General features: G+C 43.5%; 19 protein-coding genes and 1 tRNA gene. 15 read left to right on the forward strand and 5 right to left on the reverse strand.

Going from position 1 to position 23,593, the window contains the following annotated elements:
* Positions 1–4: 4 nt before the first annotated feature.
* Positions 5–412 (reverse strand): cobalamin B12-binding domain-containing protein, encoded by a 408-nt coding sequence (locus L0U88_RS18285; RefSeq protein WP_234867905.1) that lies wholly within the window; start codon positions 410–412, stop codon positions 5–7.
* Positions 413–475: 63 nt separating this feature from the next.
* Here L0U88_RS18285 and L0U88_RS18290 point away from each other — a divergent pair, with 63 nt between their 5' ends.
* A complete protein-coding gene (locus L0U88_RS18290) occupies positions 476–1,468 on the forward strand; it encodes an aldo/keto reductase (protein WP_234867906.1) in 993 nt (330 codons plus the stop codon).
* Position 1,469: 1 nt separating this feature from the next.
* Here the strand turns inward: L0U88_RS18290 and L0U88_RS18295 are convergent, their stop codons facing one another.
* The gene (locus L0U88_RS18295) at positions 1,470–2,183 is read right to left on the reverse strand and encodes a hypothetical protein (protein ID WP_234867908.1); all 714 of its coding nucleotides are present in this window, start codon (positions 2,181–2,183) and stop codon (positions 1,470–1,472) included.
* Positions 2,184–2,212: 29 nt separating this feature from the next.
* Positions 2,213–3,742, reverse strand: coding sequence for a glutamate--tRNA ligase (gene gltX, locus L0U88_RS18300; RefSeq protein WP_234867910.1), 1,530 nt, complete (start codon positions 3,740–3,742; stop codon positions 2,213–2,215).
* 42 nt (positions 3,743–3,784) lie between these two features.
* Between gltX and L0U88_RS18305 the strand changes: the two genes are divergently transcribed.
* A complete protein-coding gene (locus L0U88_RS18305; RefSeq protein WP_234867912.1) occupies positions 3,785–4,432 on the forward strand; it encodes a polysaccharide deacetylase family protein in 648 nt (215 codons plus the stop codon).
* A gap of 127 nt (positions 4,433–4,559) precedes the next feature.
* Here L0U88_RS18305 and L0U88_RS18310 read toward each other — a convergent pair whose 3' ends face one another.
* Positions 4,560–5,444, reverse strand: coding sequence for a hypothetical protein (locus L0U88_RS18310; protein WP_234867914.1), 885 nt, complete (start codon positions 5,442–5,444; stop codon positions 4,560–4,562).
* Positions 5,445–5,538: 94 nt separating this feature from the next.
* On the opposite strand from L0U88_RS18310, the gene L0U88_RS18315 reads away from it, so the two are divergent.
* The 4 genes from L0U88_RS18315 (at position 5,539) to L0U88_RS18330 (ending at position 9,157) form a co-directional block, all read left to right on the forward strand.
* Positions 5,539–6,312, forward strand: coding sequence for a TatD family hydrolase (locus tag L0U88_RS18315; protein ID WP_234867916.1), 774 nt, complete (start codon positions 5,539–5,541; stop codon positions 6,310–6,312).
* Positions 6,313–6,328: 16 nt separating this feature from the next.
* Positions 6,329–7,369: an asparaginase gene (locus L0U88_RS18320; RefSeq protein ID WP_234867918.1), complete on the forward strand. Its 1,041-nt coding sequence runs from the start codon at positions 6,329–6,331 to the stop codon at positions 7,367–7,369.
* A gap of 66 nt (positions 7,370–7,435) precedes the next feature.
* Positions 7,436–7,523: transfer RNA gene (locus tag L0U88_RS18325), tRNA-Ser, on the forward strand.
* Positions 7,524–7,681: 158 nt separating this feature from the next.
* Complete coding sequence (locus L0U88_RS18330) at positions 7,682–9,157, forward strand: alpha/beta hydrolase (protein WP_234867920.1); 1,476 nt, start codon at positions 7,682–7,684, stop codon at positions 9,155–9,157.
* Positions 9,158–9,200: 43 nt separating this feature from the next.
* Here the strand turns inward: L0U88_RS18330 and L0U88_RS18335 are convergent, their stop codons facing one another.
* Positions 9,201–10,535: a hypothetical protein gene (locus L0U88_RS18335; protein WP_234867921.1), complete on the reverse strand. Its 1,335-nt coding sequence runs from the start codon at positions 10,533–10,535 to the stop codon at positions 9,201–9,203.
* A gap of 128 nt (positions 10,536–10,663) precedes the next feature.
* Between L0U88_RS18335 and L0U88_RS18340 the strand changes: the two genes are divergently transcribed.
* The 9 genes from L0U88_RS18340 (at position 10,664) to L0U88_RS18380 (ending at position 23,590) form a co-directional block, all read left to right on the forward strand.
* Positions 10,664–12,376, forward strand: a complete 1,713-nt coding sequence (locus L0U88_RS18340; RefSeq protein WP_234867923.1) for an IlvD/Edd family dehydratase — start codon at positions 10,664–10,666, stop codon at positions 12,374–12,376.
* Positions 12,377–12,385: 9 nt separating this feature from the next.
* Positions 12,386–13,153 (forward strand): SDR family NAD(P)-dependent oxidoreductase, encoded by a 768-nt coding sequence (locus tag L0U88_RS18345; protein ID WP_234867925.1) that lies wholly within the window; start codon positions 12,386–12,388, stop codon positions 13,151–13,153.
* 96 nt (positions 13,154–13,249) lie between these two features.
* A complete protein-coding gene (locus tag L0U88_RS18350) occupies positions 13,250–15,013 on the forward strand; it encodes an alpha-L-fucosidase (RefSeq protein WP_234867927.1) in 1,764 nt (587 codons plus the stop codon).
* 112 nt (positions 15,014–15,125) lie between these two features.
* Positions 15,126–15,536, forward strand: a complete 411-nt coding sequence (locus tag L0U88_RS18355) for a hypothetical protein (RefSeq protein ID WP_234867928.1) — start codon at positions 15,126–15,128, stop codon at positions 15,534–15,536.
* A gap of 9 nt (positions 15,537–15,545) precedes the next feature.
* Positions 15,546–16,040 (forward strand): hypothetical protein, encoded by a 495-nt coding sequence (locus L0U88_RS18360; protein ID WP_234867930.1) that lies wholly within the window; start codon positions 15,546–15,548, stop codon positions 16,038–16,040.
* A 22-nt stretch (positions 16,041–16,062) separates the two neighbouring features.
* The gene (locus tag L0U88_RS18365) at positions 16,063–17,172 is read left to right on the forward strand and encodes a TlpA disulfide reductase family protein (RefSeq protein ID WP_234867931.1); all 1,110 of its coding nucleotides are present in this window, start codon (positions 16,063–16,065) and stop codon (positions 17,170–17,172) included.
* Between the two features lie 40 nt (positions 17,173–17,212).
* Complete coding sequence (locus L0U88_RS18370; protein ID WP_234867933.1) at positions 17,213–18,490, forward strand: glycoside hydrolase family protein; 1,278 nt, start codon at positions 17,213–17,215, stop codon at positions 18,488–18,490.
* A gap of 117 nt (positions 18,491–18,607) precedes the next feature.
* Complete coding sequence (locus L0U88_RS18375; protein ID WP_234867935.1) at positions 18,608–20,947, forward strand: glycoside hydrolase family 3 N-terminal domain-containing protein; 2,340 nt, start codon at positions 18,608–18,610, stop codon at positions 20,945–20,947.
* Positions 20,948–20,959: 12 nt separating this feature from the next.
* Positions 20,960–23,590 (forward strand): glycoside hydrolase family 2 protein, encoded by a 2,631-nt coding sequence (locus L0U88_RS18380; RefSeq protein ID WP_234867936.1) that lies wholly within the window; start codon positions 20,960–20,962, stop codon positions 23,588–23,590.
* Positions 23,591–23,593 lie beyond the last annotated feature (3 nt).

Below are 23,593 nucleotides of genomic sequence, written 5' to 3' on the forward strand. Positions count from 1 at the left end.
TCTCTTAAAAATTGCGGTGTTGTTTCACCCAGTTGGTGATGTATTGCGCGATATCAGCAGTATTGGTGCCGGGCGGAAAGAGTTGCCCAACACCCATTTCCTGGAGCTTTTGCATATCATCTTCCGGGATAATGCCCCCGCCTGTAAGCAGTACATCCTGCATCTCGCGCTCCTTCATTAATTCAATTAGTTTTGGAAAAACAGTCATATGTGCACCGCTGAGAATACTTACTCCGATGGCATCCACATCTTCCTGGAGGGCGGCGTTTACGACCATTTCCGGGCTCTGGCGCAGTCCGGTATAAATGACTTCCATGCCTGCATCGCGCAGGGCAGTAGCAATAACTTTGGCGCCGCGGTCGTGACCATCCAGGCCAACCTTGGCAACCAGTACACGTATGGGTCGATTCATGTTATTCATATGGCGGGGTAAAGATAGTTAAAACCCAGTCGGGAAAAGTTGTAGCTTGGTGGGATGAGATACAGGAAATTCGGAAATACCGATCTGCTGGTTAGTGAGGTCGGGTTTGGGGCCTGGGCAATCGGAGGCGATGCCATGGTTGGTAACACGCCCATTGGCTGGGGACCCGCAGATGACGAAAGCTCTAAAAAGGCCATTCACCAGGCACTGGACCAGGGGATCAACTTTTTTGATACCGCTGATTTTTATGGTCTGGGTCATTCGGAGACATTGCTCGGCAATACTATTGGCAGTAATCCCGAAATATTGATTGCTACCAAAGTGGGGCACCGTGATGTCAATGACACCATCGTACTGGATTACTCAAAAAACTATATTCTTCAGGCTGTTGAACAAAGTCTGAAACGTTTAAAAAGAGACCGGATCGATTATTACCAACTACATTCAGCCCGCCTCAAACATTTTGAAACCGAAGCCTGCATCGAAGCCATGGAGGAATTGAAACAAAGTGGAAAGATCCGGTACTGGGGTTTATCGCTCAACAGTTTTGAACCTGCTCCGGAAGCGGATTTTCTCCTGCAACATCAGAAGGGATCCGGATTTCAGCTGGTATTTAACCTGATCAACCAGATCGCGCTGCCCGTTATGGAAAAGTCGGCTGCTGCCGGATATGGCATCATTGCCCGTATGCCACTGCAATTTGGCTTACTAACAGGCAAGTTTAAACGCAATCAACAGTTTGGTAAAAATGATCATCGCAGCTTCCGGCTCAATGAATCTGTACTGGATGCATCATTATCGATCCTGGAAGAAAAAATCTGGCCGCTTTGTGAAAAGTACAAGACCACCAAAACCGGACTGGCTATGAGTTTTATCCTGAGTTACCCGCAGGTAAGCACAGTGATACCTGGCATTCGTACAAAAGAACAAGCGATCGAAAATTCCAGTGGCATTGTTCAGCTGGAGGATTCCGATCGCCTGCTATTACAAAATTTATTTAGTACTGACTGGCTTCCGTTGGTGGACCAAATGAAAGCGCTGGGCTGAGTTATTTGATGGTGTAGTCAACCAGATAAGAGGCAGCTGACGTGTAGGTTTGTCCCAACAGACTTAATGAATAATCTGTCTTAACCAAACCTATCCCTTTTGCACAATAAAATTGATAGGTTCCCATGGGCATCCAGGTTCCCATCAGATTGTATTCCAAATCAACACTCGTATGAATGATGTCCTTATAGGTTTTGCCTACCCAGGTTTTAGTAATTCCTTTCGCTGCAATTTTTCCTTTGATGCGTGCTGGAAATCCATTGGCAGTTCCGGCATCTTTGGTCCAGGTGTATCCTACATTTTCCTTGTCGTTTAAAAAAAGCATATTGATATCAATCGTGGCACCGTTTGCAGCCCCGGCCTCCAGTAACATATAATAGTCATTCTTGATATTCCCATAATAAACTGGCACATCATTAATACCCTCTACAACATCATATTGTTTGTAGGAGATGCCAGCAATGGTTTTGGAAACATCCGTTGCAACCATCACAGTTTTAAAGTTGGTAACAGCACTGTCCTGGTAGGTCCAGCTGGAACCCTTGGTATAAGGCATATAAGAACTACCGGTCGGCGCCGGAGCACCAGTTCCAGGTTCATTATTATTTTCTTCTTCCAATGGATTAATTTCCTTCTGGCAGGAAACAAGGACGCCAACTGCCATCAACAAAAAAAATGTCTTCAGGAAACTGGATAAGGTGTTATTTTTTCTCATAGGGCGACAAAATACACTGACAAGTTTGTTTATGCAAGATTTTCCAATCCTTTTTTAATGCGTTCAATAGTGGATGCTTTACCAATCAACGCTGCAATATCAAAAACAGCCGGACCAAATTTGCCTCCTACCAGCATCAATCGAAGTGGTAATTGCAATTCTCCCACTTTGATCGCGCGGGCTGTTGCCATTTCTTTAAATGCTGTTTCAATCGAAGCCGCCGACCAGTCATGTAAATCTGCCAGCACGCCCTGCAGGTCCGTAAAGAATAAATTCTTGTCCAGGTTCCACTTGGCTTTTACCGGCTCCATATCAGGTGATGCAGGTGCAGCAAAAAAGAAACCTGCCTGCTCCACAAAATCAGGTAAGAGGGTGCAACGCTCCTTCACAAGGTCTATTATGGTTGCCAGATAACTGTCATCTGTAACCGATAATCCTGCCGTTGTTAAAACATTTTTTACATCTGGCAGCAAACGCGCTGCAGGAGCAGCTTTGATCCATTCGTGGTTGAACCATTTAGCTTTTTCGAAATCGAATTTGGCGCCGCCTTTATGAACTCGGCTCATATCAAAGGAAGCGATCAATTCCTCCATGGTAAAAATCTCTTTACCACTGCCATCATTCCAACCCAGCATGGCCAGCATGTTCACAAATGCTTCCGGCAGGAATCCTCTTTCGCGGAAACCCTGTGTGAATTCATTGGTGCGCGGATCTGTCCAGTTCATGGCAAAAACGGGGAAGCCTAACCGATCTCCATCGCGTTTGCTGAGTTTGCCATTGCCATCGGGTTTTAAAATCAGTGGGAGATGTGCCCATTGGGGCATCTCATCACTCCAGCCCAGGTATTTCCATAATAAGAGATGAACCGGTGCACTGGGCAACCATTCTTCACCACGAAATGCATGGGTGATTTTCATCAGGTAATCATCCACTACCACAGCAAGGTGATAAGTAGGCATACCATCTTTTTTCAACAATACTTTATCATCCACTGTACCGGTTGAAAAGCTCACCTCGCCACGAATCATATCTGTGAAAGAAACGGTTTCATTTTCAGGCATTTTAATGCGTACCACATAGGGAACACCTTCACTGATGAGGCGCTGCACTTCATCCTCTCCCATACTCAGGGAGTTGCGCATCTTCATACGCAACTTGTGATCATACTGGGGCGATGGGTTCTCTGCAGTTTTAAACTGCGTCCGCATTTCCTCCAACTCTTCGGGTGTATCAAATGCATAATAGGCATATCCATTCGCGATCAGCTGATCTGCATATTGACGGTAACTTGCTTTGCGCTCACTCTGGCGATAAGGTGCATAAGGCCCGCCTGCAACCGGACTCTCATCCGGCTCCATACCACACCAGCGAAGGGTTTCCATGATATAGTCTTCTGCGCCTTCAACAAACCGCGTACTGTCGGTGTCTTCGATTCGCAGAATGAAATCGCCCCCGTGATGGCGGGCAAATAAATAATTGAATAATACGGTGCGTACGCCCCCGAGGTGTAAACCTCCTGTGGGACTTGGTGCAAATCGTACTCTAACTTTTCTGGTCATAGGCCGCAAAGATAAGCCCGGTGGATTGTTTATTTTTGAGGAATGTTGTACTGGGCGAAAGGAAATAAATTGTTACAAACACTCTATCCGAACTGGATCTGGTCGGTGCGTACCAAAGAGAAAAAAATCTATCTGAGTTTTGATGATGGTCCGCATCCGGAAATTACACCCTGGGTATTGGATCAGCTAAAAGCTTACAAAGCCAAAGCAACATTTTTCTGCATTGGAAAAAATGTTGCTGCTTATCCAGAAGTATATCAGCGCATACTCCTGGAAGGACATCGCACGGGTAATCATACCATGAATCATTTAAATGGATGGAAGAGTAATACAGCAGATTATTTCAACAACATTCTGGAAGCAGGAAAATACATTGATAGTAAACTGTTTCGTCCGCCTTATGGAAAGCTCACGCGCTTCCAGGGAAAAGCACTTAGGCAAGCAGGTTATGAAATCATCATGTGGAGTTTGCTGAGTGCTGATTTTGATACCCGATTATCCCCATCGGATTGCTGGGAGTTGGTGAAGAAAAATTATCGTGCGGGCAGCATACTTGTATTCCATGATAGTGAAAAGGCATGGCCCCGATTGAAAGAGATTTTGCCGATGTTTTTAGAGCAGGCAAGCAGGGAAGGGTACACATTTGATGCCCTTGCTATGGGTACTGCTATCAAAAACAGGGTGGAATAAATAGGGTAAAAAAATATCTGAAAAAATAAGGTACCCCCTAAAAAAGAGTTGGGCCTGGGTAGAAACCCTGGCCCGTTTTTAATCCGTACCCTATGAAAACTGATTTAAAGGTAAATTAAATTTTTAATTACTTCAAAGTAATTTCTCGGGAAACCCCATTTACCGTGATTGTGGCCTTATTGTCACATTCGCCGTTTCCGAAGTCCAGGCTGGCCTTTCTGCCATTCAGGCGCTGGATTTCCTGGGTGCCGGCACTGATCCAGCGACAGCTGAAAGCCTTTTCCAGGGGGGTGGTGGTGGTGCTCGTCCAGGTACCGGTTTTATCACCAATAGTAACAGTACCGGAGCCATTGCTGGTAATGGCGAACACATCATCAGTGGGCACATAGGGGGTACCGGAGCCAGAAATCATGGTGAAAGTGCGAACACGGTTCCAGTTGATCTGGTTGCCGTTCTCCCGGCTAAGTTTCCCATCGATAACCCTGGTTTCGAAGGCCCACTGGTTGGCGGTGCTCTTGTTTTCGAGGGTATGAGTTCCTTCAACTTTTACTCCATTTACATAATAATTGGTAAAGGTGGTAGTTGCTTTACTGCCTGGCAGGATCATATGGCCGGTATAAATCGTGCTGAACTTGCCTTTGCGGGTGCGACCATCACGACCGAGGCAGCCTTCGCTACCAAAATCTACAGTAACGGTGATGGGGAAACCATCTCCGGTTTTGGAGAGGGTCAGGGTAAAGCAGGTGCTTTGCAGCGGGCCGGGTTGATCACTGTTGGCAGATTGGAATACGCCGGTACCTCCAATTGCAACTTGCTGATCGGCGCCCATTACATTATTAAATACATCATCATACATAAGTTCAGCTTCCGCTTCCGCTTCCACGGTAGCCTGGGTCAGTTCGGGATCGCGGTCAACCTGGGTGTCATTGTTTTTGGAGCAGCTTGAAAAGCCGATAACAAGGGCTGCAGTGGCGATCAGGAAGAGTGATTTCTTTGGGTGGTTCATTTTCATAAAAGGTGATTTGTAGTTTCTAAATCTTTACAGTTTAGAAAGGGTTGCATGTAAAACGTTTAAAAAGGAATAAAATTTTCTGGAAATTTGCCGAATGACCTTAATCGATACCCATTGTCATTTATATGTAGAGGAGTTTCAGAGCGATGTAAAGCAGGTTGTGGAAGCTGCGCAATCCGCTGGTGTTCAGCGCATTTACCTGCCGGCGATCGATCATACCGAGCATGAATCCCTGTTGAAACTGGAGGCAGCTTATCCCGGTTATTGCATTGCGATGATGGGATTGCATCCCTGTTATGTGAAGGAGAACTACGAAGAAGAATTACGAAAGGTAGAGGATTGGCTGGCTAAACGACCTTTTGCAGCAGTGGGAGAAATCGGGCTGGATTTCTATTGGGATCGCAATTATGATGTGCAGCAGTACGAAGCATTTCGCCGGCAGCTTGAGCTGGCGAAGCACTATAAGATACCGGTATCCATTCACTCGAGGAATTCCACACTGGAGTGTATCAAGGAAGTGAAAGCCTTACAGGATGGAGGGCTCAGTGGGGTCTTTCATTGTTTTGGAGGAAGTTATGAGTTGGCAAAGGAAGTGGTGAAGCTGGGGTTTTATCTTGGTATCGGTGGGGTGTTAACCTATAAGAAAAGTGGATTGCCGGAAGTGTTGAAGCAAATACCGCTGGAGCATATTGTGCTGGAAACCGATGCTCCTTATTTATCGCCGGTACCGTATAGGGGTAAACGAAATCAGCCCTCCTATCTGTTACCCATAGCCGAAAAGTTGGCGGAGGTGTATGAGAAAACTGTAGAAGAAATTGGTGAGATTACCACTGCGAATGCCAACAGGCTCTTTCAATACCAGCCTTAACAGCGCGAACTGATATATGAGAAAAAACAGAAACACCCCCCGGATACTCATCATCTATACCGGGGGCACCGTTGGTATGGTGATGGATCCACTGACTGGAGCCTTGAAGCCGATTGGATTCAAAGAGATCCGGGATAATATTCCGGAGATTGTGAAGTTGGGGTATGAAGTGGAAGTTCATGCCTTTAATCCGCCGATGGATTCGTCCAATATGACACCTGAAGTTTGGGTGGAGCTGGCACTGATCATTGAGAAAAATTATGAAGCTTTTGATGGATTTGTGATCCTGCATGGATCCGATACGATGGCCTTTACAGCCTCGGCATTGAGTTTTTTACTGGAGCATTTATCCAAGCCGGTGGTGCTAACCGGATCGCAGCTGCCGATAGGGGAGATCCGGACCGATGCGAAGGAGAATATCATCACAGCGTTGGAAATTGCTGCAGCGCGTAAGGGCAGCAGAGCAATTGTGCCGGAGGTATGTATCTATTTTGATTACAGTCTGTTTCGCGGGAACCGCGCGAAGAAGTACAATGCGGAGAAGTTTGAAGCTTTTTATTCGATGAATTATCCGGCATTGGCGGAAGCGGGGATCAATATCAAGTATAAAAAGGAGTTTTTGCTGAAGCATCCGGAGCAGCCATTGAAGGTGCACAAGAAACTGGATCCGGCGGTGGCGGTGTTGAAGATATTTCCGGGAATTACAGAGGCAACGGTAGAGGCGGTGTTGCAGACCCCGGGGGCGAAGGCGGTGATCCTGGAAACCTTTGGCAGTGGCAATGCGACTACGGCGCCCTGGTTTCTGGCGGCGGTAAAAAGGGCAATCGACAGAGGTATGACCATCATTGATATCACCCAATGTGATGGCGGATCGGTGGAGTTGGGCATGTATGAAACAAGCCGGGCGCTGAAGGAGATGGGGGTGGTGTCTGGTTATGATATGACCTTTGAAGCGACCCTGGCCAAGCTGATGTTTTTGTTGGCGCAAAAGCCCTCCCGGCGCAGGCTGCATGAATTATTGGAAACTTCCTTACGGGGGGAATTGACGAATCCCTGAGAAACCCTATATTTGCGTCCCGATTTTACCGGTCGGGTGGCATCCGCCGAAGGCGGATAAAAGTTTGGAGAGATGTCCGAGTGGTTGAAGGAGCACGCCTGGAAAGTGTGTATACCTCTAAAGGGTATCGCGGGTTCGAATCCCGCTCTCTCCGCAAAAAGTAAAAGAGAAAGAAGTGAAAGCCTGCAAAAGAAATATTTGCAGGCTTTTTTATTATACTCTTGGAGGTAAAAATATTTTATTAAGCGGCAAATATTTATTGAAAAACAATAAATACACATTATTTTTGTTTTGATCGAAAAACTGATCAACATGAAAAACAGTATACTTATTCTAGTATTATTATTGATTTATGAGTGCATATCTGCTCAGCAGCCGCAGCCTATTACGATTGGAAAAATAGAAACGATTCATTCCAGTGTCTTAAATGAAAACAGAAAGATTTGGGTGTATTCTCCAACCAATACGTCGAATCTTGTCCAACCTGAGAAGCGATACCCGGTTTTGTATTTATTGGATGGTGAGGCGCATTTTTATTCCACCATTGGTATTATCCAACAATTAAGCCAGGCCAATGGAAATGGTGTGTTGCCAGAAATGATGGTGGTCGGCATTGAAAATACCAATCGGTTCAGGGATTTAGTTCCTGCCTATCAGGCAGCCGATAAGATGGGAAATGCGAACCCTTTCATGAATTTCCTGTCATCTGAATTGATGCCATATATTGAGAAACACTATCCAACCGCACCTTATAAAGTAATAGTGGGACATTCCTTAGGCGGACTTACTGTAATTGATTTGCTGGTTAATTATCCGTCTCTGTTTAATGCCTACATCGCCATTGATCCAAGTTTGTGGTATAACAATGAAAAATACCTGAACCAGTATCTGACCCACTTACGTAATCAGCAGATAAGCAATAAAAAGTTGTTTATTGGCATTGCTAATCCTATAGCACTCGGAACGACACTCGCAACAATTAATGATGACAAAACTAGTGAAACAAAACCTGTACGTGCAATAATGAAGTTTGATCAATTCTTGCAAACAAATTCAATTCAATTGAAATATGCTTATAAGTATTATGATAAGGACAGACACAACACCGTACCGTTGATAACTGAATATGATGGGTTACGTTTTATTTTTGATTTTTATTCTTTCGACGCTTTAGAAAAAGATTTTATTGATACAAGCACCCGTATAGTAGAAAGATTACAAACACATTACCAAAAAATTTCATCGGAATTAGGTTATAAATCAAATCCGCCTGAAACGCTCATTAATTATTTGGGCTACGATGCCCTTAGAAAGAAACAGTTCAATAAAGCAGGAGCTTATTTTAAAATGAATGTAGAGAACTATCCTTCCAGCAGCAATGTTTTTGATTCCTATGGTGATTTTTTTGCTGCAAAAAAAGATACGGTTAATGCAATAATGAATTATGAAAAGGCATTGACAATTACAATGAACGCCATTACCCTCCAAAAATTAAATGCTCTTATCAAACGGGAACCATTCCAATTATCACTTACTGACTTAAAAAAATACATCGGTGTGTACATATTGGAGAATTACAACCTTCCAGTTGTTATCGAACTACAAAGCGGCAAATTGATTGCGAAAGTTAGTGGTGATTCGGATAGTGAATTGGTACCTGTTGCAAAAGATTTATTCACCGTTAAAAATAAACTGGGATACAGTATAACTTTCACATTCCAAAACAACAAACCAGTATACTTTATATCCGTTCAGCCTAATGGAACATTTAAAGGAGTGTATAAGTAGTCCGGTTGAAGGATCCTCCATTAATCCATTGAATTGCTTCGGCCTACAATTTTCTGAAAACAACCAGCGGACAAGCAACAGAGGTTAGATAAACTGGATTCTGATTATATCCGGATGGATTGAAACACTCATAGGGTGCCCCGTATGTTTCCCCTTTTCTAAAATCATTTTCAATTAACTCGTCAATATACTCACGGGCAAGCGCAGTTGCAGATCCGGGGTCTGAAAGTTTAATCGCATTCACAACCCATCCGGTTGGGGTACCCCAGTAAGCACCGTTTTGATATAGATTTTTTGGGGAAAGGGATATTTCCCAGGCAGTGTTCTCATTGAAATCATCTGTTGTAAGTATATGCCGGATGTTACCTTTATAACTTAAACTACCTGCTTTATAGGCATCAGCAAAAAGCCTGGAGACTTTCATAGCTGCATCTCCTTCCAGTAATCCAAAATGAACAGCGAGTGCGGTAGCCCAAACATCCGGTTGCTTGCTTCTTCCTGTTGAAGCCATTAACATTCCTCTTTTATCTGAAAATATCCCTGGTAAAGAACTTTTTATCTTTTCTGCAATCATTCGGTACTGTTGTGCATCCTGAGGTTTAACCAGCTCCAATAAATCTGCAAGTTCATTTGCTGCCCTGTATTTCAGAATAGATGCAAAACACAAATCACCGGTTATTGTCTGTACATCCCTGAATCCAAAATCCACCCCTCTCAGTTTTTCTGTAGCATACACCATATATGTTATACCATTGGAAGGCGGCATATGAAAGGCTGCCTTTAGCCGGTCTATTAGCCTTATGCCATTTATTTCCTTTTTGAGAATTTTTCGATCGCGGCTTTGCATTACGTAATAGTGCGCCATATGAATAAAAAAGAACTGATCACAAAAGGGGGGCAATGTTCCAAACTCCGGACTTCCCTGGTTTTCAAAGTCATACGTACCGGGAAAATAAATCGGCTTGCCATCATCAATCCTGATATGATCCGCAATCGATCCAGCGGGCACCAGACTTCCACCTTTGGTGATCCAGGCCTGATCACACTGTGTAGTGGCAGTTAATTCTAACATGTGCTTTTGGTCAGCTACCGAAACAAAGCCTGTTTCCAATGACATTGCATAATCCCTTATCCAGAAGGAGGGATAGGCATTCCTTCCGCCAGGTCTGATTAGTATCCCTCCAGTTTTATTAGCCCCAAACTCTTCGGAAATGATTTGTTCAGGATAGATTCGGGATGCTTCAAGAACATCTCTGGTTAATTGTTCCAGGAACAAAAGGTGATCCCTTATTAGAATAGATTCTTTCTGATTTGTTTGCGTTTTTCCGTTAACTGAAATACACATATACATAATCAGAAAAAATAGGGAAACCCGCATAAGAGGAATATTAAGTGCATGTAATTTAAAAAGTTAATTACATTTAGTAACCGCCTATGTTTACCTCTATGGCTGACAGGATGATGCCGGTTGGCCTGTTGTAATTCTTATGTATAAACAAAGCAAGCATGGAGAAAAAGCTAAGAAGCCAGCAATGGTTCGGGAAAAAGGGAAAGGACGGATTTATCTACAGAGCCTGGATGAAGAACCAGGGAATACCCGATTATGAACTTCAGGGTAAACCGGTTATCGGGATCTGTAATACCTGGTCAGAACTTACTCCCTGTAACGGACATTTTCGTGAACTCGCAGAATCAGTAAAAAAAGGGATCATAGAGGCAGGCGGATTTCCGGTTGAATTTCCTGTTATGTCGCTGGGAGAAACCCTGATCAAACCTACCGCCATGCTCTACCGGAACCTGGTTAGTATGGATGTGGAGGAATCCATCCGTGCCAATCCGGTTGATGGTGTGGTCTTGCTCTGTGGTTGCGATAAAACAACACCGGCATTGGTGATGGGTGCCTGCAGTGTCAATATTCCAACTATTGTTGTGTCCGGTGGCCCTATGCTAACCGGAAAATTTAAAGGCCGGGATATTGGTACCAGCGATCTCTGGCGATTTTCTGAAGATGTAAGAACCGGTATCATGTCGGAGGAAGAATTGAATATGGCGGAAGCCGGTATGTGCCGCAGCAAAGGACATTGTGCAGTAATGGGTACTGCCTCTTCTATGGCCAGTATGGTAGAAGCGCTGGGCTTATCCTTACCTGGAAACGCTGCTATACCCGCAGTAGATGCTGCCAGGAAAGTACTGGCTCAACTTTCAGGAAAACGAATCGTTGAGATGGTGCGGGAGGAGCTGACTCCTTCGGTTATACTTACCCGTGCAGCCTTCGAAAATGCCATCAAAGTGAATGCAGCAATTGGTGGTTCTACCAATTTCGTTATTCATTTACTTGCTATTGCAGGTCGGGTTGAGCTCCCGCTGACCATTGATGATTTTGATAGGCTTTCTAAAAACATTCCGCTACTTGCCAATCTTCAACCTTCCGGAAATTATTTTATGGAGGACCTGTACTATGCTGGCGGGATTCCAGCTGTAATGAAAGAGCTCAGTAATGAATTACAGCTGGATTGCCTCACTGCAAATGGAAAAACCGTTCGACAAAATATCGAAAAAGCAACCGTCTACAACCGGGATATCATCTCCACCATGCAGGAGCCATTTAATCAACTAGCCGGATTTATCGTACTGCATGGAAACCTTTGTGAAGGTGGTGGCGTTATGAAACCTTCTGCAGCGGATCCCAAACTGATGCAACATACAGGCAAAGCTGTAGTGTTTGAAAACATAGAAGACTACAAAGCAAGAATCGATGACCCTCATCTGGAGGTGGATGAAAATTCTGTTCTTGTTTTAAAAAATGTGGGTCCCAAAGGCTACCCGGGTATGCCGGAAGTGGGAAACATGGGACTGCCCAAAAAACTTCTCGAAAAAGGTGTAAAGGATATGGTTCGCATTTCTGATGGCCGTATGAGTGGAACAGGTTTTGGAACAGTGGTGCTTCAAATTTCTCCCGAAGCAGCTGTGAACGGTACGTTGGCGCTGGTACAGAATGGTGATCTCATTCAATTGGATGCAAAAGGACGTCAATTGAATTTGCTGGTGAATGAAATGGAATTAGAAAAAAGAAAGGCAGCGCTTCCAGCACCATTCAATCCGTTCAATAGGGGTTATGCCAAACTATTTGTTTCGCATGTGGAACAGGCTCATCTCGGGGCGGATTTTGATTTCTTAAAAGGTAAATCCGGTAGCGATGTGCTGCGTGATTCTCATTAAAAGAAACTTATGACTACAGGGAATTTTCAGGACAAAACTGCTATTATCACCGGCGCAGCTATTGGTATCGGTTTTGAAATTGCCAGGCAACTTGCTGCAGCTGGGGCGCATGTGTTTTTGAATGATATCGATCCAGCCGCAGCTGCTCAGGCTGCTGAGCAAATACAGAAGGAATCCGGCAGCTGCACCGCAGTACCTGGTGATTCCAGTGATAGCCAGTTCATTAATAACATGGTAGAAAAATCGATTGAACAAACAGGCCGACTGGATATCGCCATCGCAAATGCCGGTATTACCTTGTTTGGTGATTTTCTCACCTATCCGGAAGATTCGTTTAATCGTGTTATCAGAGTAAATCTGAATGGAAGTTTCTTTCTTGCACAGGCTGCTGCCAACCAGATGAAGCAACAGGCAACCGGAGGATCCCTTCTGTTTATGTCATCCGTAACCGGACACCAGGCACATAAAGACCTGGCGGCCTATTCCATGACGAAAGCCGCCCTTGAAATGCTGGCAAAGAATCTGGTAATCGAGTTATCTCAATACCGGATAAATGTAAATTCCATTGCTCCCGGGGCAACCTTAACCGAGCGAACCCTGCATGATAAAAATTATGAAGCCGTATGGTCTCGTATCACACCTATGGGCAGGCCGGCTACTGCCTCTGATATTGCAGCTGCGGCACTCTTCCTGGTATCAGATCAGGCAAGGCATATAACCGGCCAAAGTCTGGTTATTGATGGTGGCTGGACTTCTGTTAGTCCGTCTCCTTATTGATTCCAGTTATTCAATATTCACTAAATCTTACATCATTCTATCCTAATTGCTTATTTATAGGGATTTGCATCTTCTATTGAGTAAATTCAGAAGCATATGGTAAGAATACTAACAATTGGATTACTGATTCTGTCTTCTCTTTCTGCTTTCACCCAACAGACTGCCAGGGATACTATCGTAGTGGATAAAAAACATCCCCTAAGCGATTGGTTTACTGAATCAAAATATGCGTTGTTCCTGCATTGGGGACTTTATTCCCAATATTCCAATCAATGGAAAGGCAAAACACTGTATGGAATTGGTGAATGGATTATGTACCTCGCACAAGCGGATATCAAAGAATATGAAGAAGCTGCACAATTCTTTAATCCGGTTCGGTTCAATGCGAGCGAATGGGTTCAGATCGCGAAAAATGCGGGCATGAAATACATTGTTATTACGGCTAAGCATCACGAGGGATTTGCCATGTTCAACTCCTTCCATCCCTTTAACATTACCAGTGCTACTCCTTTCAAAAGAGACCCCCTGAAAGAGCTTGCCGCAGCCTGCGAGAAAGAAGGTATTGGATTGGGATTTTATTATTCTCAATTCCAGGACTGGCATGAAATCAATAACTGGAGTAAAGACCTCCCGAAACAATCTTTTGCAGTTTATTTCAAGAATAAATGCATCCCACAGGTAAAAGAACTGCTAACGAATTATGGACCGATTTCATTGATCTGGTTTGATACACCGGGCGAAATGACAAAAGAGCAATCGCTCGAATTGGTAAAGCTGGTTAAACTATATCAACCCCGGGCTTTGATCAATAGCCGGATTGGAAATGGTGTAGGAGATTATGAAACCTATGGTGATCATGAAATACCGTTGAAAAATGTTCAGGGCTTATGGGAAGCAATAAATACTTCCAACGATTCCTGGGGTTTTGCTTGGTACGATGAAAACTGGAAAACTGCAGATGTAATGGCAAGAGACCTCGTTTCTGTAATTGCAAGAGGAGGTAACTATATGCTGAATATCGGGCCAAAAGCAGATGGCACCCTGCCGAAGTTTAATGTGGATCAAATCCTGACAGTAGGCAAGTGGATCAGACAATATCCCGATGCTATTTATGGTGCAACAGCCTCTCCCTGGTTGCAGGCATTTCCCTGGGGTGATGTTACCGTAACAAAAAACAACCTGAATCTATTTGTGTTCGATTGGAAGCCGGGTGCAAGTATCTTTCTGACCGGAATCGGAAATAAAATCAAAAGCGTAGTAACAAAGGGTGCCAATGAACAACTTAAATATTCTTTCAATAAGGGTTTTTTGAAAATTGAACTGCCGGTAAGGACCTCCAAACAATTGCTGGAATGTATTCGGGTAGAACTGGATGGTGCACCCAGGGTTCAAGCGGCTATGGCGATTGATCCAAACTATCCGACAACCTTGTCCGCAGCATTTGCAACTACGGAAGGGACGGCTTTCAATAAGCTAAGCTGGATGGAAAAATTTGGTGAATGGAAACATCGTACGGTCATCAATAAATGGAAACTCCAGGATGGGGCTGCCAGTTGGGAGGTAAACTTCCTGGAGCCTGGGTATTACCAGGTGGAAGTAGATTATCATGCCTGTAAAGAAAGCGATGGAACAGAGTTTGATTTGTTTAATAATGCCAGTGATACCTTGCGTTTATATTTAACAGCAACAACAGGTGCAAAAGAAGCGGATGGTGACCGGCCGAGATTCAGACAAACAAAAGTTGGTATTATTAAAGTGGATACACCCGGATTGAAAAAAATTTCAATGATTCGTCGTAATGCCGAACAAAAAGGAGATATCCATATAGCCTCCATTCAGTTGAGTAAGATCATTTTTTGATTCCTGGAAATTACCCAATGGTAATTTTTTATCAATTTCTGCTTTCTAATTTCGAACTGCGCTACATACTACAAAAAGTTAGATCGTACAGTTTGAAAATTAAACCTTGAGTATGAAATTGATCTTTTCCATTAAGACAATCCTGATTGGATTATTGTGTGTTGTTTTATTTACCGGATGCGACAAAGATGATGATTCCGGTTATCCTAAAAGGGTATCCATTGAGTACAAAATAACCGGACTTTCCGGCGTGAATGGCCCCTTATCTTCAGTAAGTTTCACCAACGAAACAGGTGGTAACAATGATTTGGTTAATCAGTCGCTGCCTTTTAGCAGTAAACTAACCCGCACGCTGAATTCGGGAGACAATGCAGTACTGTCCTTTCGGTATAATAATGGTTCGGGAGGGACGAATGTTTCCATCAAATTGGAAATAATTGTTGACGGGAAAGTGATAAAAACCGAAACGGTTAATAGTAGTACAGCTGTTGTAATAGCAGCAATTGCTCACGTTTTCATTTAATAATCCACTATGATAAGCCTATCAAATCTTCAGCGTATAATTTTAGGATTGCTGGCAGTTTTACTATTTTCCTGCAGTAAATCTGATGACAACAATAACGACGGCAACTATTTTATCCGGGCAAAGGTAAATGGCGAACTGGTTGAATTTAACCAAACAGCCATCGCAAATAAAACCACAAAAACTATTACTGGAACAGCCTTCCGTAATATGCAAAATAATTTCCCGTTTTTTAGTTTTGATATAGAATCAGATAATGCAATTTCAGCTGGAACATTCAGGGAGAATAATTATTCATTTATCATGATTTTCCGGTATGGATTAGGTGTTGATGAACTTTTTCATTCGCAAATGGGCGAAGAGGAGGATTTTCTGTTTGTAGTGGATCGAATTACCAATGAGGTGGCTGAGGGTAGTTTTCAGGGAACTATCCGAAATGCGTACAATTCCAGCCAGTCAATCGCTATAACGGAGGGGCGTTTTCTTTTGAAAGTAGTGCCCTGACCTGTTCTGTAATTTTATGTGAATGCAAACGCTGCTACTGATATCAATAACTTATTTATTATCTGGGATTAATTCAATCAGCCCAATTGGCTATGTTCCTGCTTCCAGGAGTTCATTTCAAAAAAATGCAGAGATCCTGGGTGCTGTAACTGGCTTTGATGATGGTACCTGGATTTATTTTTCCGCTGAGTTTCCTGTTAAGATTTTTGATTCAGTACAGATCCGTAATAACAAGTTTAGGTATGTTCCAACCATTGATACAGACTATCCTGTTTATTTGATGATCCATACAAAAGATTACCGAGATTATAAAAGAATATGGATCGAAAAGAAAAAAATTGAATTTATTGGTTCAAAAGGAGAATTTAAAAATTCGATAGTAAAGAACAGTGTCTCTAATACCATACATGAAAACTTTGAAAAACGTATTGAACCCTATCTGTATGAAATAGATAGTTTAAGAAGAAACGTGGGAACCGATGATCCGGCTGCGCGAATTAGAATTGCTGCTCTTGATTCGAGTATCTATACGGAATCAGCTTCCTTTATTTATACTTATCCGGAATCTATAGTTTCCAGTTTACTATTATTCAATAATCATCGGGCTTGGGGAAAAGAAAAATCAAAGCGACTGTTTGATGCGTTATCAAAGGAAAATAAGCAAGGTTATTACGGATTATTAATTGATAAATTTCTTGCGCTTAACAGGGAAATCAATATTGGTGATAAATACACAGATATCCGGCAATTATCTCCGGAAGGTAAGCAGCTAAGTTTATCTGATTATGAAGGAAAATTAATTTTGCTGGAGTTCTGGGCATCCTGGTGTGGCCCCTGCAGAAAAGAAAATCCATTGCTTGTTAAGCTTTACAATAAGTACCATGCGAGAGGGTTTGAGATCTTTGGGGTCTCTGCTGATGCTGATAAGCGAAATTGGATCAATGCCATCAAAACTGATCAGTTAAACTGGCCCCAGGTTAGTGAATTAAACGGTGGTAATAATAGTGCTATGCTCACCTATGGGATTGCTGAGATTCCTTTCAACTATTTAATTGATAAAGACGGGAAAATCATCGCTCAAAACCTTAGGGGAGCAGCGTTGGAAAAAAAGCTATCCGAAATCTTCAGGTGAGTTCCGGTTTGGGGTATATTGCCGGAGCAAACTTTTATTAGTGACCTTACCATTTAAACAACTGCACGCTTATGCTGTTGGGAGGAAGACACCATCAAAAAAAGTGTTTTATCTAGCCTGTATTATTTATTTCCTTCAATTACAATCAGTTCAGGGTCAATATCTGGAAGTAAACCCCTTACCAATAGACGCAACTATTTTACAAGTTGATAGTACAGTCATGTTAAAGGGTCCGGCTGTATTAATGGACCTTCAAAAAATGGTGTGGTGCGGAAGTGTTGTAAAGATGGACGACAGTCTTTATTATATGTTTTATTCAACATTTAACGGGGGGCCTGACAGTCTGACTTTTTACAATAGCTGGGTGCTTGAATCAGAAATTGCTGTTGCCTCATCTGCTACTCCAACCGGAAATTTCAAATATTTGAAAACATTGCTCAAGGGAAGAAGATTTTTAGGTGATAGTGCTGCCTGGGATGCTCAGATGGTCCATAATCCGCATGTACAGAAATTCAATGATACCTACTATTTATACTACGTCGGGTCGAAGGATCCCGGGCCACAAGCAATTGGTTCGACAGGTGAAAAACTATCCAAAAGAGACAGGGTTCAGCAAAGTCAGCAAATAGGTGTAATCGAATTTTCCTCTGTAAAAGCGTTGCTTACGGACAATTTTATAAGACCTGATAAGCCATTATTAAGTCCGTCTACCAGGGTTAAATCGGCAAATGTCATAAATCCTTCTCCTGCAGGAACGATTGCTGGTCCGGATAATATGGTCGTTGTGAATCCCTCTGTTGTTTATCGGAGGGCCGATAGCAAATATCTGCTTTACTTTAAGGGAAATTGGTATGATCCGGTTTGGAGAGGAGTCCACGGAGTAGCGATTGGAGATTCTCCACTCGGACCTTTCCAGGTTCAACCACAAATAATGTTTGATATTAAAGACAAAAATGGAAAAATCGCCAATGCGGAAGATCCGTTTGTTTGGTACCATCCGGAACATAAGCTCTTTTATGCAGTTTTAAAGGATTTTACCGGGCGACTAACAGGAGGAGAGCCATCACTGGCATTACTCCAATCTCAAAATGGGATAAAATGGGAGTTGTCTCCAAAGCCAGAGTTCATGAAAAAGCAAGTTCTGCTTAAAAATGGAAACAATATTCAGTTGTATCATCTTGAGCGTCCATATTTGTTGTTAGATACTAGTGGATATCCTGTTGTTTTTTATGGTGCGGCTGCTATCAAGTCACCTGCTAAACAAATAATTACAGGAACCTTTAATGTACATATTCCTTTGCAGCGGCCGAAAGAATGAAAATAAATTCCTGTTTCGAATGATGTAATTAGATAAAATAGTCAGCGTTATTGGCAGAAATGAATATCAGTACATATCATGGAATCCCTAGTTTTAAGGCATATTTTATACTGAATAATGCTTCGGAACTTTTTGTTACTAGTAGTACTTCTGCCAATAGAAATTGAACTTGTTGGACAAGTAAGTCCAGCCTATAAAAATCCCAGACTTCCCATCCCCCAACGCACCGCTGATTTGCTCAAACGTATGACGGTGGAAGAGAAAATCGGACAACTCCTTTGTCCCATGGGTTGGGAAATGTGGGAAAAAAAGGGCAATGAGGTTACCTATTCCTCCAAATTCAAACATCTCATTGATTCGTCCTATGTAGGTGCCTTCTGGGGAGTATACCGGGCGGATCCCTGGACTAAAAAAACACTGGTGACTGGGCTCAATCCGGAACTGGCTGCGAAAGCAGGTAATGCCCTGCAAAAATATGTGATGGAACATTCGCGGCTGGGCATTCCCATCTTTCTGGCGGAAGAATCACCACACGGACATATGGCCATTGGAACCACTGTATTTCCAACCGGAATCGGTTTGGCATCCACCTGGAATCCTGAATTGGTGGAAAGCGCTGCCAGCGTAATGGCAAGGGAAATTCGCCTGCAGGGTGGACATATCAGCTATGGTCCGGTTATGGATCTCTCACGTGATCCGCGTTGGTCGAGAGTGGAAGAAAGCTTTGGAGAAGATCCTGTATTAACTGCCGCTATTGGTGTAGCAGCAGTGAAAGGAGGAGGGGGTGGTGATCTTTCCAAACCCTCCAGCGTGATCTCCACGCTTAAACATTTTATCGCCTACGGTATACCGGAGGGTGGGCACAATGGAAATACGACGATACTTGGTCAACGGGAACTCCATGAAAACTTTCTGCCACCCTTTCAGAAAGCAGTTAAAGCAGGAGCACTTTCCATTATGACTGCTTATAATTCCATTGATGGTATACCCTGCACGAGCAATGAATACCTGTACCGCGATTTATTAAAATCGCAATGGGGCTTCCGTGGTTTTGTTGTGTCGGATTTGTTCAGCATAGACGGATTGGCGGGCAGTCATCGCATTGCAAAAGATATCAGGGAAGCCGGTGAGCTGGCACTGAAAGCCGGTGTGGACATGGATTTGGGCGCGAATGCATTCGCTAAGATGAAACAATCTGTAGCAGAAGGAAAGATTTCTATAAAGCAACTAGACGAGGCCGTTAGCAGGGTTCTAAAACTGAAATTTGAAATGGGATTATTTGAAAATCCCTATGTGAATCCGCAACAGGCAAAAGCCCGGGTTAGAACCAGTGAATCTATTGCCATTGCAAGAGAAACTGCCCGTCAATCCATCATCCTGCTTGAGAATAAAAACAATATACTGCCGTTGAAAAAGACAATTTCGCGCATCGCAGTTATTGGTCCCAATGCCGATAATCAATACAACCAGTTAGGCGATTACACGGCGCCGCAGGAACCTGGAAATATTGTCACGGTGTATGAGGGTATTAAAGCAAAATTTCCAACTGCAACAGTAAAGTATGTGAAAGGAGTTGCCATTCGGGATACCCTCAACACTGATATTCCTGCTGCTGTGCAGGCTGCTAAAAATGCGGAAGTTGCTATTGTAGTTGTTGGAGGTTCCAGTGCAAGAGATTTTCAAACCAACTACCAGGAAACCGGTGCTGCCATCGCAGATGCAAAATCTGTTCAGGATATTGAAAGTGGAGAAGGTTTTGACAGAGCATCCTTAAACCTGCTGGGAAAACAACAGGAATTGTTGGAAGCGGTGAAAGCTACCGGCACACCTGTAATCGTGATTTATATTCAGGGTCGTCCGCTTGAAATGAACTGGGCAGCAGCCCATGCGGATGCTTTTTTATGTGCCTGGTATCCCGGACAGGAGGGAGGTACAGCCATCGCGGAAATTCTTAAAGGAGATGTTAATCCTTCCGGTAAGTTACCAATATCGGTTCCAAAATCAGTGGGTCAATTACCTGTTTACTACAATAAGAAAAACCCAAGGGGACATGATTATGTAGAGATGAGTGCAGCGCCTTTATATCCTTTCGGTTTTGGGAGAAGCTACACGGGTTTTGAATACAGTCAACTGAATGTTCAATCAACCGGCACAAATCGATTTGAAGTTAGCTTTCAGTTGAAAAATACCGGAGTTGTTGATGGAACCGAAGTTGTACAATTGTACCTACGGGATGAGCTGGCTTCTGTGGTACAACCCAACAAACAATTGAAACAGTTTCAAAGGATCGCACTAAAAGCCGGCGAACAAAAAGCCATTCGGTTTACCCTTGGTCAGGAAGACCTTCAAATCATTGATCAATATATGAAACTTAAAGTGGAGGCTGGAGTATTTACAGTAATGATCGGTGGGTCTTCTTCCGAACTTCCATTGAAAACAACCTTTACAGTTAAATAAATTATTCGCTGAATGAAAAAGTTTCTGGTTAGCCTCTTTGCTTTAGCTTGTTGCAGTTATTCGATCAAAGCGCAAAAACAATATGAATTAGCCGGTGAATGGAAAGCGGCCTCCATTTCCCAGGTAAAAGAAAACGGGGAGCGCATCTCTTTTCCGGGTTTTGAACTATCCAACTGGCAGCCGGCCATTGTTCCCGGTACCGTATTAACCACTCAATTGGCGAATGGTCAAATACCGGATCCTTTTATTGGGATGAACAACAAATATATACCTGATATCTATGATACCGGGCGGGATTATTATACCTATTGGTTTGTAAGAGAGTTTTCAGAAACCGCTGCTGCAGGTGAACAGGTCTGGCTTCATTTGCGTGGAGTAAATTATAGCTCAGATGTATATCTCAATGGGCATAAACTGAACAGGCAGTTGCATAAAGGCATGTTCCTTAGGCAGCAGTACAATATAACTAAGCTGCTTCGCAAGGACGGAAAAAATCGTCTGGCTGTAATTGTATTTCCGCCGGACGAACCAGGTAATCCGAATGGGGGTCAGGGTGGAGATGGAACCATCGCTAAGAACGTGGGACATCAATATGTGGCAGGGTGGGACTGGATCCAGCCAATCCGCGACCGGAATACAGGTATCTGGGACAAGGTCTTCATAGAAAAGACCGGCTCAGTGAATTTGCAGAATCCACATGTAGTAACCCTGGTACCTGGTAAGAGAAAGCCAACTGGCGGTCAGCAACCTGCCATTTTGAAAGTATCCGCAGAATTACAAAATACAGGGTCAGTGCCTCTTACCGGAATCCTGAGATATACGATTGATGGCAAAACCGTATCAAAATCAGTAAGCCTTAAACCAACTAGTACAACTGAAGTATCGTTACCGGATTATTCATTGGTTAATCCCAAACTCTGGTGGCCTAACGGTTATGGAGAGCCGCATTTATATCCTGTGAAACTGGAATTCGTGGCGGGAGGAAAAATTTCTGACCGGGAAGAAATAAAAGTGGGTGTTCGGGAAATCACTGCCGACTGGAATACCACAACCAGGAGCAAGCAGATCTTTGTCAATGGACAGCCTGTTTTCATCAAAGGAGGTAACTGGATTATTTCAGATGCCATGTTACGCTTCAGTGAAGCACGTTATGATGCCGAGATCCGCTTTCACCGGGATATGAACCTGAACCTGATTCGCATCTGGGGTGGAGCTATCAGTGAACGTCCGGAGTTTTATGAAGCCTGTGACAAATATGGAATGTTGGTGATGCAGGACTTTTGGGGTTCCGGAGATTGTAATGGCCGCTGGTTGGATCCCATGAAAAAAGACGATCAGTGGACTCGAAGAAAGTATCCGGATGATCATACCCTGTTTTTGGTTTCGGCAGCGGATCAGATTAAAATGATTCGCAATCATGCATCATTGGCGATCTGGTGTGGTGGCAATGAGATTACACTGCCTCAGGATATTCAAACTCCGCTGCGCGATTCTATTCTGCCCAAACTGGATGGCACACGCTGGTTCGTGGACTATAGCAACTCCGATGATATGTCCTATAATTTCCTCGGGGGTAATGGTGATGGTCCCTATGGTATCCAGGACATCAAAACATTTTTCAATCACCGCACCTGGCCTTTTAATTCCGAGATCGGATCAGTAGGTGCAGGGGATTATGCATCACTGGAACGGTTTATCCCCGCGCCCAACCTGGTGCCACCTGTTTACAAAAAGGAGATACGCAGAGAAACAGTGGATTCTGTTTGGGAATATCATAAATACATTGGGTATGGAAAATCTATAGATGCCTATGGTAAGGCCTCCGATTTGAAAGATTGGGGCCGTAAAGCGCAACTTGTGAACTATGATCAGTACCGGGCTTTGATGGAGGGATTCAGTTCACGTATGTGGGACTGGTATACGGGAGTGATCATCTGGAAAACGCAGAATCCCTGGACCGCTTTACGCGGCCAGATGTATGATTATTACCTGGATCCCAATGCCTGTTTGTATGGTTTGAGACAGGGAGGAGCGCCAGTCAATTTCTTCTACAATCCTGCAGATACAAGTTTACATCTGATCAATAATACATTTGTTCACCAGTATGACCTGATGCTGGTAATGAGCCTGTTTGATAAAGATGGAAAGGAGCGTAGCCTGGGGCAGGTGTTTGCGGAGATTGGTCCGGCTACCACCCGTAAAGTCATGGATATAAATAGAGCAATTCGCGAAGCCGCCAAAACGGAAGGAGTTTTTCTGAGTCTTAAAATTTTGAATCTGGATAAAAAAGTCGTTTCCCAAAACCTGTATTGGCTGCCGGATTCAAGCGGTCAGTACAGCGGGCTTGCCAATATGCCCAAGGTTCAACCGGAGATCAGTGCCTCAGCAATTCAAAAAGGTAAAATAGCAGTAACCATCAATGCTCCGGCAGGTGGACCGATCTCTTTTTTCAATCGCTTGTCGTTAGTTGATCCCACTACTAAAAAACGCATACTCCCGGTATTTTATGAAGATAATTATGTATCGGTGTTGCCTGGCGAAAGCAGAACAGTGGTATTGGACTATACCCCAAAGAATGGTGTGAAGCCGATGCTGGCCTTGGAGGGATGGAATATGCCTGAACAGTTTATTTCTATAAAATGAAAC

It is taken from the genome of Flavihumibacter fluminis (genome assembly GCF_021491375.1).
Lineage (GTDB): Bacteria > Bacteroidota > Bacteroidia > Chitinophagales > Chitinophagaceae > Flavihumibacter > Flavihumibacter fluminis.